A 16,378-nucleotide genomic window follows, 5' to 3' on the forward strand; every position below is an offset into this window, starting at 1 on the left:
TTAACCGGCTACGGGCCGGAACTGGGGCAGCGTCAGCCGCTCGTCGAAGGTGTTGAATTCGACCTGCAGGCGCTGGCCGACCTTCAGTTCCCCCGGCTCCACGCCGACCAGCCCGGCGACCAGGCGCACGCCTTCGTCGAGCTCGACCAGGCCGATGGGGTTGGGGTGGTCGAACGGGGCGACTTCCGGGTAGTGCATGACCACGAACGAATACAGCTCGCCCTGCCCGCTGGCCTGCACGTGGTCCAGCTCGAAGCTGTGGCAGGTGCTGCACACCGGAGCCGGCGGATGCTGCAGGGTCTGGCAGGCGGTACAGCGCTGGATCAGCAACTTGCCCTCGCGGCAGCCATCCCAGAAGAAGCGGCTGTCGTCGCTGATGCCCGGTAGCGGGCGCATCGCCTTGGGCGCTTCGGTTTCCGCCGCGGCCGGCTCGGCGGCCTTCGGGCGCTCGGCGGGCTTGAACTTGAATACGCGAAACAGCAGCTCGCCGACGCGCTCGTCGTCGCCCTCTTCCTGCTCGACGAAGTAGGTCATGATCGCCGTGACGAAGAAGCCAGTCCCCAGGGCGGTGGTCTTTTCCTCGCTGATGTGGTCGATGCGGCTGTTGTAGTACAGGCGCTCGCCCACGTGCAGGTAACGGTCGAAGCTCAGCTCCGAGTTCACCGCGACCACGCCCGGGTAGCCGTAGGCCTCGATGTCCTTGAGGATCTCGAAGACGTTGGCGGCGGTGGAGCCCGGGGCGAAGTTGTCCAGATCCAGGCCAGCCATCCCCCAGACCTGCAGCATGGCCGGTGGCGCCACCACATCCGGGTAGCCGGCGTCGCGCGCGGCGGCCGGGTCGGTATACAGCGGATTGTCGATGCCCATGACCTCGCACCAGTGGCGGATCATCGGCGCGTTGACCGCATCCCAGGCGTTCACCCGGCCGTACTCGCGCCCGACTGTGGCCTGCAGTTTTTCTATCAGCTCTTGATCAGCCAAGTTAGCCTCCTGATGGATCTGTCTGGACGCCGCCGCCGGCGGCATCACCGGGGTTGCATCAATGCTGGTCGGCGTTGGCGGCATCGAGAAACGCGGGTTTCTCGCCACCGCCGTGCAGCAGCAGGTTGGTTCCACTGAAATAGGTCGCCATGGGCGAGGCCGCGAAAAGGCAGGCATTGGCGATGTCGTCCGGCTCGCCCATGCGGCCGGCCGGGATAGTGCGGCCCACCGCCTGGATGCCGGCCTCGTCGCCGTAGTGCAGGTGCGATTGTTCGGTGCGAATGAGGCCGGGACTGATCGCCGCGACGCGCACCTTCGGTGCCCACTCCACCGCCAGCGAACTGACCAGCGCCAGCACCCCGGCCTTGGCCGCACCGTAAGCCGCAGTACCCGGCGACGGGCGTAGCGCGGCAACGCTACCGATGAACAGGATCACCCCGCCGCCATCGCGCTGCATGAGCCGGTTGGCCTGCTGGGCGACGTTCAACGGCGCGATCAGATTCAGCCGGATGATCCCCTCGTGGAACCGCGGCGAGGCGGTAGCGGCCTCGGCGGCCGGGCTGCCACCGGCGTTATTGATCAGTACGTCGAGGCGCCCGTAGCGCTCGTCGATGGCGGCGAACAGCGCCACCAACGAGTCGAGGTCGCGCACGTCGACGGCGATGAACTCGGCCACCCGGCCGCCACCTTCAGGCAGACGCTCCGGCGCCTGGCGGCCGCAGACCACCACATTCGCCCCGGCCGCCAGAAAGCGGCTGGCGATCACCGCGCCGATGCCTTTGGTGCCGCCGGTCACCAGTACGGTCTTGTCGAAAAAATTCAGGTCTGCTGGGGCATCCATCGCTCAGTCCTCGTGCAAGCAGCAATGGCCCCACTGTATTGACCTGGCCGAGGCGGCTCGTCGTCTGAACGGACGATGAGTCGACCAAGCCCGCACCGAACAATCGCGGCAACTATTCGCCTGAGGAGCTGGGCCGTCATGAGCCAAGCAGAAGAACGCAGCGTCCTGATCGATCGTCCCGCCGAAGGCGTTGCCCGCCTGCGCCTGAACCGCCCGGCGGTGAACAACGCCCTGAGCCTGGAACTGCAGGCGCTGCTGGCCCGGTACTTCAGCGAACTGGCTGACGACGCCTCGGTGCGCTGCATCCTGCTGACCGGCGGCGAGCAGGTGTTCGCCGCCGGTGGCGATATCTCCAGCATGGCTGGCGTCGGTCCGATCGAGATCCTGCAGCGCCATACCGAACGGGTTTGGGCGCCCATCCAGCACTGTCCCAAGCCGGTGATCGCCGCGGTGTGCGGCTATGCCTACGGCGGCGGCTGCGAACTGGCAATGCACGCCGACATCATCATCGCCGGCCAGAGCGCTCGCTTCAGCCAGCCGGAAATCCGCATCGGCATCATGCCCGGCATCGGCGGCACGCAACGCCTGGTGCGTGCGGTGGGCAAGGCCAAGGCGATGCAGATGGCCCTCACCGGACGCCCGATAAGCGCCGAGGAAGCCTGTATCGCCGGGCTGGTCAGCGAGGTGGTCGCCGACGAGCAGGTGCAGGAGCACGCCCTGGAGCAGGCCCGGCTGATCGCCGCCATGCCGCCGCTGGCCGCCGAACAGATCAAGGAGGTCATCCTCGCCGGCATGGACGCCTCGCTCGACGCCGGCCTGGCGCTGGAGCGCAAAGCCAACGCACTGCTGTTCGCCTCTCGCGATCAGAAGGAAGGCATGCAAGCGTTTCTCGACAAGCGCCGCCCGGCCTTCGAAGGCAGATAGTCCGTTTCGGGGATTCCGCCTCCCGGGGCGCGCCGTAGGCTGCCGCCAACGAAGCCCCTTAGGAGCCTGACGATGGATTTCGCGCTGAGCGATGAACAACTGATGATTCAGGAAAGCGCCGCTGGCTTTCTCGCCAAGGCCTCGGACTCGGCCGCCGTGCGTGCGGCCATGGAACGTGACGGCTACAGCGGCGAGCTGTGGCGCCAGATCGCCGGGGAGCTGTGCTGGCCGGCGTTGATCGTACCGGAACAACACGGCGGTCTCGGACTTGGCTTCGTCGAGCAGGCCATCCTGCTGGAGCAGATGGGCCGCCGCCTGCTCGGCTCGCCTTTCTTCGCCAGCGCCTGTCTCGCCATCCCCGCCCTGCTGCTGAGCCACAATGCCGAATTACAGGCGCGCCTATTGCACGAGCTCGCCAGTGGCAGCCTGACCGCTACCCTCGCCTGCTCGGCCGGTTCACGGGCGGGCCATCTGCTCGACCAGAACGTGCAGGCGGTGGCCGAAGGTGACGGCTGGCGTCTGGATGGAGTCTGCGACGCGGTAGTCGACGGCGCCGAGGCCGATCTGCTGATTGTCGCTGCGCGCCTGCCGGCAAGTGAAAACGCGGCCATTGGCCTGTTCGCCGTGCCGGCTAACGGGCGCGGTGTCAGCCGCGAGGCACTGCCGACGCTCGACCAGACCCGGCGCCTGGGCCGGGTCGTGTTCGGAGCCGTCCAGGTGTCGGCCGATGATTGCCTGCATACCGATAGCGATGGCGCTCAGCTGCTCGAGCAAACGCTGCAGCTGGGCGCCATCGCGCTCGCCTGCGAGCAGACCGGCAGCGCCCAGCAGTGCCTGGACCTGACGCTCGTCTACCTGAACGAGCGCCAGCAGTTCGGCCGCCCCATCGCCAGCTTCCAGGCGATCAAACATCGCTGCGCCGACCTCATGCTGGAGATCGAGAGTGCGCGCTCGGCCTGCTATTACGCGGCATGCGTGGCCCGCGAGGCGCTCGACCCGGCCGGTGACCCCGTGATCGCCGGCGAGCTGGGCGAAGCCAGCGCGATCGCCAAGATTCACGCCAGCGAAGCCTTCATGCACTGCGCCGCCGAGTCGATCCAGCTGCATGGCGGCGTCGGCTTCACCTGGGAATATGACCCGCACCTGTACTTCAAACGCGCCCGCGCCGGCGAACAGTTGCTTGGCACGCCGGCCCAGCACCGCGAGCGCCTGGCCCACCTGATTCTGGAGCAATACGCATGAAGATCGGATTCAGTGCCGAAGACGAGGCCTTTCGCCAGGAGGTCGCCGACTGGCTGACCGAACACCTGTGCGGACCTTACGAACCGCTGCGTTTCCGTGGTGGCCCAGGGGATGAGCACATGTTCCCCGAGGAGCGTAAAGCCTGGGAGCGCGAACTCGCCCGTGGCGGCTGGATCGGCCTCGGCTGGCCGAGCGCCTACGGCGGGCGCGGCCTGTCGATAAGCCAGCAGGTGATCTTCTACGAGGAGTACGCACGTGTCGGCGGCCCGGGGCGCATGGGCCACATCGGCGAAGGCCTGATCGGTCCGACCCTGGTGGCCTTTGGCAGCGATGAACAGCGTGCACGCTTCCTGCCTGGCATCCTGGGGGGCCGTGAGTTCTGGTGCCAGGGTTATTCCGAACCCGGCGCCGGCTCGGACCTGGCGGCAGTAAAGACGCGCGCACGCTTCGACGAGACGAGCGGCAAGTGGCTGATCAACGGCCAGAAGGTCTGGACCTCTCTCGCCCACGAGTCGGACTGGTGCTTCGTGCTGGCACGCACCGATCCGGACAGTCGCGGCCACCATGGGCTCTCGTTCCTCCTGGTGCCGATGGACCAGCCCGGCATCAAGGTACAACCGATCCAGCAGATCACCGGTACCAGCGAATTCAACGAGGTGTTCTTCGACGATGCCCAGACCGAGGCGAGCTGCATGATCGGCGCCCCGGGCGACGGCTGGAAGATCGCCATGGCCCTGCTGGGCTTCGAGCGCGGCGTGTCGACCCTCGGTCAGCAGATGCAGTTCCAGAATGAGCTGGACGAAGTGATCCGCCTGGCCAAACGCAACGGTGCCTCCGAGGACCCGCTGATCCGCCAGCGCCTCGCCCAGGCCTGGGCAGGCCTGCGGGTGCTGCGCTACAACTCGCTGCGTATGCTGTCCGGACCGCAGGACGGCAGCCTGCGCCGGGAGGCGACGATCTACAAGCTGGCCTGGTCTACCTGGCACGCCGAACTGGGCAAGCTGGCGATGGACGTACTCGGGCCGCAGGCGGAAATTCTCGACGGCGGGCCGTACGAGCTGTCGCGCCTGCAGTCGCTGTTCCTGTTCACCCGCGCCGACACCATCTACGGCGGCAGTAACGAGATCCAGCGCAACATCATTGCCGAGCGGGCGCTGGGCATGCCGCGCGAGCCGCGGGTGCAGTAGGTATGCTCACGCTGGATATAGAAAGGCCCGGCCATTTGGCCGGGCCTTTCTCATTGAACAACTGCAGGTTAGTCGTAGGGTGGATGGCCGAAGCCATCCACCGACAACCGCACTCCACGTTCGGCGTGCCGTCCAACTATCGGGTTGGCGGATGGCAGGATTCGCCCTGCTTCTCTCGCGCCAGAACAACAGGCTTCACGGATTTCATGAAGCCGCCGCCTGCGCATTGAGCACTGCATCTCCAGGCGCACCAAGAACGCAGCTGGTGCCACCTGGGGTGTACATCATAGCCACGCACCGGTTGCAGGCCGTGCAGATGCCGCGCTTCGAAGCGCCGGAGGCGAACTTGGCCACCAGGTCCGGCTCGGCGATCAGCGCTCGCCCCAGGGCCAGTGCATCGAAGCCCTCGGCCAATACCTGACGGGTTCCCTGCAGGCTGGTCACCCCGCCCAGGTAGGCCAGCGGCAACGTGACGGCCTGACGAATCCGCCGCGAATGATCCAGTAAATACAGCTCGCGAAAGTCCACCACCGGCTCACGCAGCTGCTGGATCGCCATGGCGGCGGCGACCAGCGGGTTGCTCGGGCGCACCCGGTTCTCCTTGGGAAACGAGGAGCCGAACATGGTGGTGATCGATTCGGCGTTCATGCCGGCACTGAGCACCAGCATGTGCGCACCTTCGCGCTCCAGCAGGCGGGCGATGGCGACGCCGTCCTCCGGGCGGTTACCGCCCCTGACGCCGTCGGTGATGCTGTATTTGCACAGCACGGCCAAGTCGTTACCCACCGCATTCAGCACCGCACGCAGGACCTGACGCGGAAAGCGCATCCGGTTTTCCAGACTGCCGCCGTATTCGTCGCGGCGCTTGTTGTACAGCGGCGAAATGAACTGGCTGAGCAGGTAACCGTGGCCCATGTGGATTTCCACCGCATCGAAGCCCGCCTCGCGGGCCAGCCGCGCACCCTGGACGAAGTCGCCGATGACGCGGTTCATGTCGGTTTCGCGCATCGCCTGTTTGCGGAACATCCCGCTGAGCATGCCGATCTTGTTGAAGCCGCCACTGGCCGACAGCGGTCGCGGCGTAGCGCGTTCGCGCAGAAAGGTGAAGCAGCCGCCGTGGGTGATCTGCGCGGACGCCGCACCGCCGTGGCGATGCACTGCGTCGGTCAACACACGCAGGTGCGGCAGGCTGTCGGGCTGCAGCACGATCTGCCCCGGCAGGGTTCGGCCATCGAGGCTAACCGAGCAATAGGCCAGGGTCGTCATGGCCACGCCGCCGGCGGCCATCGACTCGTGGAAGCGCACCAGCTGCTTGCTCGGTACGCCGTCAATCGACATACCCTCGTTGGTGGCGGCCTTGATGAAGCGGTTCCTGAGCGTCAGCGGGCCGATGCGCAGCGGTGTAAAGGGAGACAGGGATTGTCCATTCATGGCGGGACCTGTGAGATCGCTGGACGAGAAAAAGCCGGCGCCCCTTGCGGGTGCGCCGGCAGTTGCACTACAGCCCGGAGCGGCGCGCCGCTTCGGGGCCGAAGTTGCGCTCGGTCAGCTTGCCGCGGTTGAGCACATAGGCCTGCGGCTGCTCGTTGACCAGGTTGAAGCCCAGGTAGGTGCCCGACAGCAGGTCGTGGTAGAAGCCCGCGCCGGCCTGCCAGGTCTGGGCCTCGTAGGCGTAGAAGTAGTTCACCATCGAGGTGCGCCACAGGCCGCCACGGGTGTCGTAGTTGTCACCCATGAGCATCAGCCAGCTGTCCTCGTCGACGTACATCACGCGCTTGCCGTACAGGTGCCGGTAGTTCTCCTTGAGCGTGCCCTCGAGCACCCATACGCGGTGCAGCTCGTAGCGCATGTGCTCGGGGTTGGCATGGCCGGGTGTCAGGAGTTCGGCGTAGCTGATTTCCGGCGAATGCACGCGGTAGGCGTTGTAGGGCACGTAGATCTCTTTCTTGCCGACGATGCGCCAGTCGTAGCGCTGCGGCGAGCCGTTGAAGATGCGCACCTCGTCGACGGTGATCGACCCACCCGTGCCGGGAAACTGCATATCGAAGCCGTACTCGGGCGCCTGGCGGACCCGCCGCGTGCCCGGGTCGTAGCGCCAGCTCTGGCGCGGCTGGGTCTGGTGATTCCAGAACTCCATGCCGGTGTTGATCTCGCCGCGGTCACGCTCAGGCAGCAGCGTCTCGTTGAGGTAGAACGACGACTGCCCCGTCTGCGGAGCGACATGGCCAGGCTTAAGGTGCGGCGCCAGGTTGCGGGACTTCACCCGCCCCCAGTTGATCTTGCCGTCGACCAGCACATAGGCGTTATCAGACGTGAGCTCTTCGGTCCAGGGCCGGTAGGTGTAGAAGCTCGACGTCCAGAGCAGTTCCAGACCGGTCTTCGGGAAGGGAAACGCAATGCCGCCGGTGGTGGCCTCGATACCCTCCCCGTCGCTCACCAACTTGGCGCTGCGCGCGTTCTCCAGGGTCGCCTGGCAGACGCTGTCGGGCATGCGGAAATCACGCCGCGACGGGTAGACCGGCATGCGGAAGCTGTCCGGGTATTTGGCGAACAGCGCCTTCTGCCCGTCGGACAGCCGCGCTTCGTGCTCGGCCATGTTCTGCGCGGTGATCACGAACAGCGGCTTGTCGTCCGGGTAAGGGTCGATCGGATGCTCGCCCGTGGCAGTAAAGGTGACGTGCGGCGGCACGCCCAGCCATTTTCCGGACCATTCCGGAATGCTGCCGTCGGCATTGCCGGCCTTCTCGGCGCCGACACAGGTCAGGTCCTGGCCCAGACGGGCGATTTCCGCTTCGCTGGCGGCGGCCAGAGCGACGCCGGCCAGCCCGAACTGCAAGGCCAGGCCGAGCAGCAGGTTTCGTTTTACAAGGTGCATAAGTAGTCCCTTATCCGATCAGAACGTGTACTTGACGTTGAAGGAGAGGTAGTCGCGGTCGGCCAGCAGCCGGCCGTGCTCGATGCTCGGCGAGGAGAGGTAGTTGACCAGGGTCGCACCGACCTGGAAGTTGCCGAGATACTTGAAGTCGGCACCGAGGGTCAGGCGCTTCTCGTCGCGCCCCAGGCCCTGGGTGCCGCTGCCGTCGAGGGTCTGCATCCAGACCACGCGGGTGTTCAGATCCCAGCCGCTGAACAGCCCCGGGTAATCGAAGTAGGCGCCCAGGCCGAGCAAGGTGCTGGAGCGGGTCTGGCCGTCGTACTCAAAGTCGTCGTAGGCGCCATCGATGCCGGCCCCACCGCCGCTGACCTGCAGCGTGTCGACGCGCTGGATGCGCTCGTTGAGCAGCTCGCCCATCAGCGTGGTCTGGTGGGCGAAGCGGTTCGGCCCGAGCATGTACATGAAGTTCAGGTTGGTCATCAGCAGATCGCCGGTGGTGGGCGCCCCGTTGCTCAGGTACACCGGGGCATCCTGGCGCAGGCTCATGTCGCCGCCGATCTGCACGTCGCGGTACTTGGTGGTGAAGCTCAGGCCGGTCAGCTTGATGTCTTCGAAGTAGCCGAACTTGTAGCTCGGCACGCCGGGACCGTAGCCCAGCCCGTCGAGCCCGGGCGCCGAGGAATAGCGCGTGGTGCCGGTGAAATCGAAGAACATCGCGGCGACGCGGTCGTGGTAGCGGTAGTGATACAGGCCGAACTCGGTGCTGAAGGTCGGCGAATAGCGCAGCCCCACGCCCCACTGCCCCGAATCGCGCGGCTTGTCATCACCGGCGTAGGTCAGCGCGGTGAACGTGGCGTCCGGCAGGCTACTGATCACTCCAGGTGCGAGCCGATAGAACTCAGCGCCCGGGCCGAAGTAGTCCGAGCCAAAGTAGTCGCCCACCGGGTTGAGTAGGGTCGGCTCCCACTCGTACTGGTAGAAGCCGGTCAGGGTCAGCTGTTCGTTCAGCGACCAGGCTGCCGAAACCTGGCCAACAGGTAGGTAGGCGTCCTTGGCTTCGGTGCCCGGCACGTTGAACTTGGTAGCGTCGACCGGCGCCTGACCTTGGCTGATATTCGGCCAGAACAGGCTTTCGCCCCAGGCCAGCAGGTGCCGACCGGCCTTGACCGAGAGGTACTGCTGCTCGCCCAGCGGAAAGTCGCCGAAAACGTAGGCATCCAGCAGCCGCGCCTTGCTGCCGCTGTCCTTGCGCGTACGCGAAGTGAATTCGCGATAGTCGCCGGTCTTGTTCACCGTCAGCGGCGAGTCGTTGTCGTTGCTGTTCTTGTAGACGTCGTCGTAGAAGTGGCTGCCGCGCAGTACGGCGCCATAGTTGTCCTTGCGCGCGATGATTTCGCCGAACAGGCTCAGCCGATTGTTGATCAGGTTGCCCTTGTCGAAGTTGCGCGTGCCGTCGTCGTTGTTGAGGTCCGCCAGGTATTCGCTGGAGGGGCTGGCGGTCCGCACCGACAGCGTGTAGTTGGCGGTGATCTGCGATTGCAGCACCAGCCCGTTGTCGAACTCGACGGTGGGCAACGCCAGCGCCGATGAACTCACCGCCAAGCCGGAAAGGGCCAGCACCAGCCGCCCTTGCCGGCTCGGCACGCCGGCGTACCCGATTACCTTATTCTTGTTGTTCAAGGTCTGCTCCTTAAGCCATCCAACCGATGCCCTTCGAGAGGTGCAGACGCAGTATCAGAACTGCCAGGCCGCGCCACATGGTCCATACGGACGAAGGCGCAGCGGTTTGTCAGGCCAGTTCGGCAGCCAGTTTCAGCTTGTCGATCTTGTTCGAGGCATTGGTCGGCAGCTGCTCGTAGAACACCACGCGGCGCGGCACCTTGTAGTTGGCCATGCGCTCGCGGGACCAGGCGATCAGTTCGGCTTCATCCAGCGTCGCGCCGGCCTTGCGCACCACGCAGGCACAACCCACCTCGCCCATGCGCGCATCGGGAATACCCAACACCGCTACCAGCGCGATATCCGGGTGTTCGCCCAGCGCGGCTTCGATCTCGGCCGGGTAGCAGTTGAAGCCGCCGACGATGAACATGTCCTTCAGGCGCCCGGTGATGCGCAGGTTGCCGCTCGCGTCGAGACTGCCGACGTCGCCGGTGTGCAACCAGCCCTCGGCGTCGATCGCCTCCGTCGTGGCTGCCGGGTCATCGAAATAGCCCTGCATTACATGGAAGCCCCGCAGGCAGATCTCGCCGTTCTCGTCCGCCGGCAGCGGCCGGTTATGTGCATCGACGATGCGCACTTCGGTGCCGGGAATCGGCTGGCCACTGGTGCCGGCGATGATTTCCGCGGGCTCGCGCGGGTCGCAGATGGTCGCCAGGCCACCGCATTCGGTCAGCCCGTAGGCGGTGGTCACCACGCTGCAGCCAAGCTCGTTGCGGATGCGCTCGATCAGCTGCGGCGGAATGGTCGAGGCGCCGGTCACCGCGATGCGCAGGCTGCCCAGATCGGCACTTTGCAGGCGCGGATGGGCGAGCATCGACAGGTACAGCGCCGGCGGCCCGGGCAGTACGGTGATGCGCTCGCGGGCGACACGCTCGAAGATCGCCTCGGCGTCGAACACCGGGTGCGGCAGGATGGTCGCGCCGGCAAGCAAACAGGTCAGCCAGCCGGCCTTATAGCCGAACGAATGAAAGAACGGGTTGACGATCAGGTAGCGATCGCCCGGCCGTAGCCCGATGATCCGCACGTACTCACTGAAGGCGAGCAGGCTCTGCCCGTGCGCATTCATTACGCCCTTGGGTTTGCCGGTGGTGCCGGAGGTGTAGAGCAGATCGCTGAGGTCATCCGGACGTACCGCCAGCGCACGGGCGCGGGCCGCTTCGAGCGGAACGTCCTCGCCGCGTGCGCGGAGTTCGGCAAGGGTCAGATCGGTCGCCGCGGCCGCGGTGCTGTCGAGTGTGACCACCTGTTCCAGGCTGGCGGGGCGATACGGCGCCAGCATCGCCGGGTAATCCGCGCCGAGAAACTGCCCTTCGACGAACAGCAGGCGCGTACCGCTGCGCGCGAGGATATCGGCGGCCTCGGCGCCCTTCATACGGGTATTGAGCGGCACCAGCACGGCACCGGCGCATTGCAGGCCCAGGGCGAGCACCACCCAGTCGATGGAGTTCGGCGCCCAGATGGCCACGCGGTCGCCGGCTTCGACCCCCACGGCCATCAGGCCACGGGTGACGGCGAGAACCTGCTCGGGCAGCTCGCGGTAATCGATGCGCCGCTCGCCATCCTCCAGCGCGACGCGGCCGGCATGCACCTGGGCCGCGGCGAACATCAGCTGTGGCAGGGTCTGTGCGACGTCAGCGGCGCCGTCTCGGGTTTCGTTCGAGGGGGAAATCAGCACGGTCATGTCGGTCTCTGCTCGGTCAGTCGGGAAAGCGCAGGTGAACGTTGGAGGTCAGTGCGATGGCCTGGCAGGCCAGCGTCCAGCCCTCTTTGAGCTCGTCTGCATCCAGCGCCTCGTTGGCCAGGAGTTCCACCTCGCCCTCCACCAGCGTGCACATGCACGACGCGCAGGCGCCGACCAGACAGGAATGCGGCGGCTGCAGGCCCTCGCGGCGCATGGCCGCCAGCAACAGCTCGCCCGGCTGGCAATCGAGGCTATGTCGCTCGCCGTCCAGCTCCACGGTCAGCCGAGCGGCCAGGGCGCCGGCATGCTCGACGACCGACTCAGTTGACTGCTCGCCTTCGCCGGGCAGCGACACGAAGCGTTCGACATGCACCGCCTGGCTTGGCAAGCCGGCGGCCTTGAGCGCGGCCACCGCACCGTCCATGAACGGCCCCGGGCCGCAGATGAACGCCTCGGCCTGGGCGAAGCCTTCGGCAAAGGCCGCCAACTGCTCGGGCAAAGGCCGGCCCTGGACGCTGTCGAGCCAGTGAATGACCTGTAGCCGCGTCGGGTGATGCAGTGCCAGCTGACGCAGCAGATCGCGGAAGATCACCGAGTTTTCGTCGCGATTGGCATAGACCAGACGGATGCGCCCCCTGCCCTCCTTCAGCGCTGCGCGCAGGATCGACAGCACCGGCGTGATGCCGCTGCCGCCAGCGAACAGCAACAGGTCGGTGTCCAGCGTCTTCGGCACGAACACGCCGGCCGGCGGCAACACCTGCACGCTGTCGCCGACGCTGAGCCGGTCACACAGCCAGTTGGAGCCGCGACCGTCGGTCACGCGCTTGACCGTCACGCGCAGCGGCTCGTCATGCAGCGGGCAGCTGGACAGCGAATAGCAGCGCGGCAGCCAGTCGTCACCGTGGGGAATGCGCAGGGTGAGGAACTGACCGGGGCGATAACTGAAGCGCCCCGCCAGCGCCGCGGGTACGTCAAAGACGAACGAGCAGCTGTCGGCGGTTTCGTGAACCACCTCGGCCACGGTGAGAGTGAGGTATTCGGGCGCGTTCATGCTCAGATACTCATGACGAACTGGCCGCTGTCGATGCGCAGTTCTATGCCGTTGATGGCCCGAGCTTCGTCGGACGCGAGAAAAACGATGGCGTTGGCCACATCCTCCGGCCGGCACGCACGGTTCATCGGGTCCGCGTCGATGGTCAGCCGTTCCGGGTCGACGTCCGCCGGATAGACCGCGCGGGTCATGGGCGTCAGCACGCCATCGGGGTGCACCGAGTTGCAGCGGATGCGATGTGCCCGGCCGAAGGCCGCGACACTGCGCGTCAGCGCGGCGATCGCTCCCTTGCTGGCGCTGTAGGCCAGGTAGTCTGGCTTGCCGGCCATGGAGGTGACTGAGGCGAGGTTGACGATCGAGCCACCGCCGCCACGCTTCATCAGCGCGACCGCGGTCTGGCAGCCGAGAAACACGCTGTCGGCATTGACCCGCATCAGACGCTGCCAGTCCTCGAGCGTGGTGTCCTCCACCGAGCCGGCCTTGAGGATGCCGGCATTGTTGACCAGCACGTCGAGCCGGCCATGCTGCGCTTCGATGTACGCACCAAGCGCCTGCCAGCTCTGCGGGTCACTGACATCTTGCTCGATGAAGCTCACCGCCTCGCCCAGTTCCTGCGCCAGGCGCTGGCCGGCTTCGGCGTTGAGATCGGTCAGCAATACCCCGGCGCCTTCGGAGACAAACCGGCGCACCGTGCTCGCCCCCATGCCGCTGGCCCCACCGGTCACCACGGCAATCTTGCCGTGCAGACGTGCATTCATCGGTCGCTCCTCAGCGGCTGTTGGCCAGGTGGTGCGCGGCGATGTAACCAAAGGTCATCGCCGGACCGAGAGTGGCACCTGCACCCGGATAGCGGATGCCCATGACCGACGCCGAGGTGTTGCCGATGGCGTACAGCCCGGGGATCGGCGCACCGTCCGCTTCGCGCAGCACCTGCGCCTGGGCGTTGGTCAGCAGCCCGCCCTTGGTGCCGATGTCGCCAGCGTTCATGCGCATGGCGTAGAACGGGCCCTTGGCCAGCGGCGCCAGGCAGGGATTGGGCTTGACGTTGGAATCGCCGTAGTAGCGGTCGAAGACGTTGCCGCCGCGGTCGAAGTCTTCATCCACGCCGGAGCTGGCGAAGCGGTTGACCCGCGCCACGGTCTCACGCAGCCCCGCGGCGTCGACGCCAATCTGCCCGGCCAGTTCATCGAGGCTGTCGGCCTTCCAGTAGACGCTGCCGAGCCACTCCTTGCGCAGGCGGCTGTCGGGCATGATCTGCGCCGGCATCAAGGGGCCCATCGCGTAGCCGAAGCGGAATTTCGCATCGAAGATCACCCAGGCCGGCACGCTCTGCCCGCCGCTAACTTCGTTGTCGCGGTACATGGCGTCGACGAATTCCAGGTAAGGCGCCGCTTCGTTGACGAAGCGCCGGCCATGGCCGTTGACCACGATGGCGCCTGGGAAGGCGCGCTCGGCGAACACGCCGCGCGACTGGGCTTCGCCCGGCACCTGCAGGGTTGGCGCCCACCAGGCCCAGTCCAGCAGATCGGTCGCCGCGCCGAGCTTCTGCCCGGCCTCCAGTGCCGCGCCGGTGTTATTGCCTTTGGGCGTGGCACTCCACTCGTGGTTGTTCGGCTGCGGCAGGTAGCGCTCGCGCAGGGCCTGATTCTGCTCGAAGCCGCCGGCACCAAGTATCACCCCGCGCAATGCGCGAATACGCAGCAGCTGGCCATCGCGTTCGGCGACCACGCCAACCACCTTGCCGTCTTCCTCGATCAGCTCGCGAAAGTCGGTCTTCAGCCACAGCGGGATATCGCGGTCGAGCATCGACGCGCGCAGGCTCGCCACCAGCGCGTTGCCCAGCGCAGTGCGGCGGTCGCGGCGCGTCTTGCGGCGCCAGGCGAAGTCGAACTTGTAGCGCAGGATCAGCCACATGATCAGCAAGCGCCAACCTGGCGTTTTGGCCATGGCCTTGTGTGCGTGGCGTGCGGTCCAGGCGATACGGCCCATCAACAGGGTGGTCGGCGAGGCCTCACGGAGGTTTTCCAGCTCGTCGCCGAGAACGCTGGTATCGAACAGCTCAGGATCCAGGGTACGGCCACCCGGCAGAGCGCCGGGCAGGTTCGGGTAGTAGTCGGGATACTTGTCCGCCACGGTGTAATGCACACGGGTGTGCTGTTCCAGGTAGCGAATCATTTCCGGCGCCTGGCTCAGGTAGGCATGCAGACGTGACTCATCGACACGATCACCGACCGACGCCTTCAAGTAGGTCATCGCCTGTTCATAGCTGTCCTCGCCGCCGATGGCCTTGAAATAGTGATTGTTCGGTATCCAGATGCCGCCGCCAGAAAGCGCCGAGGTGCCGCCATACTGGGCGGCCTTCTCGATCATCAGCACCGAAAGGCCCTGATCTGCCGCGGTCACGGCGGCCGTCATCGCCCCCGCGCCCGAACCGACCACCAAGACGTCGCAGGTGGCCGCGTATTCATTGTTGTTATGCATGTCCGACTCACTTGCCAGGTTCAAACGAACCGCCACCTGCGACGGTGGCGGGCTGCGCGTCACACGTACGGGTCAGGGTTGGGCAGGCCGAGCTGGACCGCGCCGTAGGTGCGGGCGAACGCCGCGACGTTGTTCGAGATGTGCCCTCGCGCCTGGTGCATGTCACGGAAGATGCGCGCCACCGGGTTGCTCTCGTACAGGCCCGAGGCGGCCATGCAGCGCAGGATGCCGCTGACCTTTTCGGCACAGGTGTTGGTGACGTAGGCCGACTGGTAGCGATACAGCAGCCGGGTCTCGACGTCCGGGTAGGCGTTGCCGGCGGCGATCTGTTGCAGCTGCTCGTAGTTGCGTTCGAGCACCAGGCGCAGCATGTCCAGGGTCAGCGCGGCGTCGGCCACGGTTTCCTGCGCCAGCGGGTCTTCGGCGGTCTTCGCGCCGTGCTTGCCGATATGCCGCGCGGCGTTCTCGCGGAACTCGGTGATCGCGCCCTGCAGCGCGCCCAGGCAGGAGGTGGACACCGCGCGGGTGAAGACCTGCGCGAACGGAATGCCGTACAGCGGGTTGCTGTTCACCTGGCGGCCCGGCGTGGCTTCGAGGCTGGAGTTGTTGGTGCGCTGCACACGATGGGCCGGGACGAAGGCATCCTCGACCACGATGTCGTGGCTGCCGGTGCCGCGCAGGCCCAGCACATCCCAGTTACGCTCGATGCGATAGTCGCTGCGTGGCACCAGGAAGGTCCCGTGCTCGGCGCCCTCGCCGTTTTCATCGGCCGGAATGATTCCGCCGAGCAGACACCAGCGGCAATGTTCGCTGCCGCTGGAAAAGCCCCAGCGCCCGCTGATGCGATAGCCGCCCTCGACCTCGGTCACCTTGGCGACGGGCATGTAGGTGGATGACATCAGCGTCGACTGGTCGTCGCCCCAGACGTCTTCCTGCGCCTGCAGCGGATAGCGCGCCAGCTGCCAGGGGTGCACGCCGATCACGCCATAGATCCAGGCCGTGGACATGCAGCCTTCGGCCAGGGCCATCTGGACTTCGGCAAAGGTGCGCAAGTCTGCCTCGTAGCCACCGAAGCGCTTGGGCTGCAGCACGCGGAACAGCCCGGCTTCCTGCATGTCGGCGATGGTTTCGTCGGGAATCTTCTGCTGACTTTCTGCCTGTGCGGCTCGCGCCTTGAGCGCGGGGATCATCTGCCGCGCGCGCTCGATCAGATCGATTTCTTCTTGTGTTTTCTGGCGAGTGGCTGCCATCTCGGAATCCTCACGTGGGCACCGCAACAGGACGACGCGGTTGGCCTGATTATCGAGAGGACGGAGCGCCGGACTCATCGTCAAAGTGGACTAGGGTTGCGTCCGGCCGGCGCGGCAAGAGACGGGCTGAAAGACAGGCGTCCGGC

At 66.2% G+C, this 16,378-nt stretch carries 13 protein-coding genes; 3 read left to right on the plus strand and 10 right to left on the minus strand.

Annotated elements, in window-relative coordinates; genetic code table 11:
- Together HU825_RS14695 and HU825_RS14700 are read right to left on the minus strand one after the other, a co-directional pair.
- Complete coding sequence (locus tag HU825_RS14695) at nucleotides 1–981, minus strand: bifunctional MaoC family dehydratase N-terminal/OB-fold nucleic acid binding domain-containing protein (protein WP_234302339.1); 981 nt, start codon at nucleotides 979–981, stop codon at nucleotides 1–3.
- Between the two features lie 58 nt (nucleotides 982–1,039).
- On the minus strand, nucleotides 1,040–1,822 hold the full coding sequence (locus tag HU825_RS14700; RefSeq protein WP_234302340.1) for an SDR family oxidoreductase: 783 nt from the start codon (nucleotides 1,820–1,822) through the stop codon (nucleotides 1,040–1,042).
- Between the two features lie 138 nt (nucleotides 1,823–1,960).
- On the opposite strand from HU825_RS14700, the gene HU825_RS14705 reads away from it, so the two are divergent.
- From HU825_RS14705 to HU825_RS14715, 3 genes are all read left to right on the plus strand, one after another.
- The gene (locus HU825_RS14705) at nucleotides 1,961–2,746 is read left to right on the plus strand and encodes an enoyl-CoA hydratase (RefSeq protein ID WP_234302341.1); all 786 of its coding nucleotides are present in this window, start codon (nucleotides 1,961–1,963) and stop codon (nucleotides 2,744–2,746) included.
- 72 nt (nucleotides 2,747–2,818) lie between these two features.
- Nucleotides 2,819–3,988: an acyl-CoA dehydrogenase family protein gene (locus HU825_RS14710; RefSeq protein ID WP_234302342.1), complete on the plus strand. Its 1,170-nt coding sequence runs from the start codon at nucleotides 2,819–2,821 to the stop codon at nucleotides 3,986–3,988.
- A complete protein-coding gene (locus HU825_RS14715; RefSeq protein WP_234302343.1) occupies nucleotides 3,985–5,175 on the plus strand; it encodes an acyl-CoA dehydrogenase family protein in 1,191 nt (396 codons plus the stop codon). Before HU825_RS14710 ends, HU825_RS14715 begins: the two co-directional genes overlap by 4 nt.
- A gap of 204 nt (nucleotides 5,176–5,379) precedes the next feature.
- Here HU825_RS14715 and HU825_RS14720 read toward each other — a convergent pair whose 3' ends face one another.
- From HU825_RS14720 to HU825_RS14755, 8 genes are all read right to left on the minus strand, one after another.
- A complete protein-coding gene (locus tag HU825_RS14720; RefSeq protein ID WP_234302344.1) occupies nucleotides 5,380–6,606 on the minus strand; it encodes an NADH:flavin oxidoreductase in 1,227 nt (408 codons plus the stop codon).
- A 67-nt stretch (nucleotides 6,607–6,673) separates the two neighbouring features.
- A complete protein-coding gene (locus HU825_RS14725) occupies nucleotides 6,674–8,050 on the minus strand; it encodes a DUF1329 domain-containing protein (RefSeq protein WP_234302345.1) in 1,377 nt (458 codons plus the stop codon).
- Nucleotides 8,051–8,068: 18 nt separating this feature from the next.
- Nucleotides 8,069–9,730 (minus strand): DUF1302 domain-containing protein, encoded by a 1,662-nt coding sequence (locus HU825_RS14730; RefSeq protein WP_234302346.1) that lies wholly within the window; start codon nucleotides 9,728–9,730, stop codon nucleotides 8,069–8,071.
- 109 nt (nucleotides 9,731–9,839) lie between these two features.
- The gene (locus tag HU825_RS14735; protein WP_156714537.1) at nucleotides 9,840–11,450 is read right to left on the minus strand and encodes a FadD3 family acyl-CoA ligase; all 1,611 of its coding nucleotides are present in this window, start codon (nucleotides 11,448–11,450) and stop codon (nucleotides 9,840–9,842) included.
- A gap of 16 nt (nucleotides 11,451–11,466) precedes the next feature.
- Nucleotides 11,467–12,501: a ferredoxin--NADP reductase gene (locus tag HU825_RS14740; RefSeq protein WP_156714538.1), complete on the minus strand. Its 1,035-nt coding sequence runs from the start codon at nucleotides 12,499–12,501 to the stop codon at nucleotides 11,467–11,469.
- 2 nt (nucleotides 12,502–12,503) lie between these two features.
- Entirely contained in the window at nucleotides 12,504–13,259 is a 756-nt protein-coding gene (locus tag HU825_RS14745; protein ID WP_234302347.1) for a glucose 1-dehydrogenase, read from the minus strand.
- A gap of 10 nt (nucleotides 13,260–13,269) precedes the next feature.
- A complete protein-coding gene (locus HU825_RS14750) occupies nucleotides 13,270–14,982 on the minus strand; it encodes an FAD-binding protein (RefSeq protein ID WP_234302348.1) in 1,713 nt (570 codons plus the stop codon).
- 59 nt (nucleotides 14,983–15,041) lie between these two features.
- On the minus strand, nucleotides 15,042–16,232 hold the full coding sequence (locus HU825_RS14755) for an acyl-CoA dehydrogenase family protein (protein ID WP_156714542.1): 1,191 nt from the start codon (nucleotides 16,230–16,232) through the stop codon (nucleotides 15,042–15,044).
- Nucleotides 16,233–16,378: the final 146 nt, after the last annotated feature.

Source organism: Pseudomonas phenolilytica (genome assembly GCF_021432765.1).
Taxonomy (GTDB): domain Bacteria; phylum Pseudomonadota; class Gammaproteobacteria; order Pseudomonadales; family Pseudomonadaceae; genus Stutzerimonas; species Stutzerimonas phenolilytica.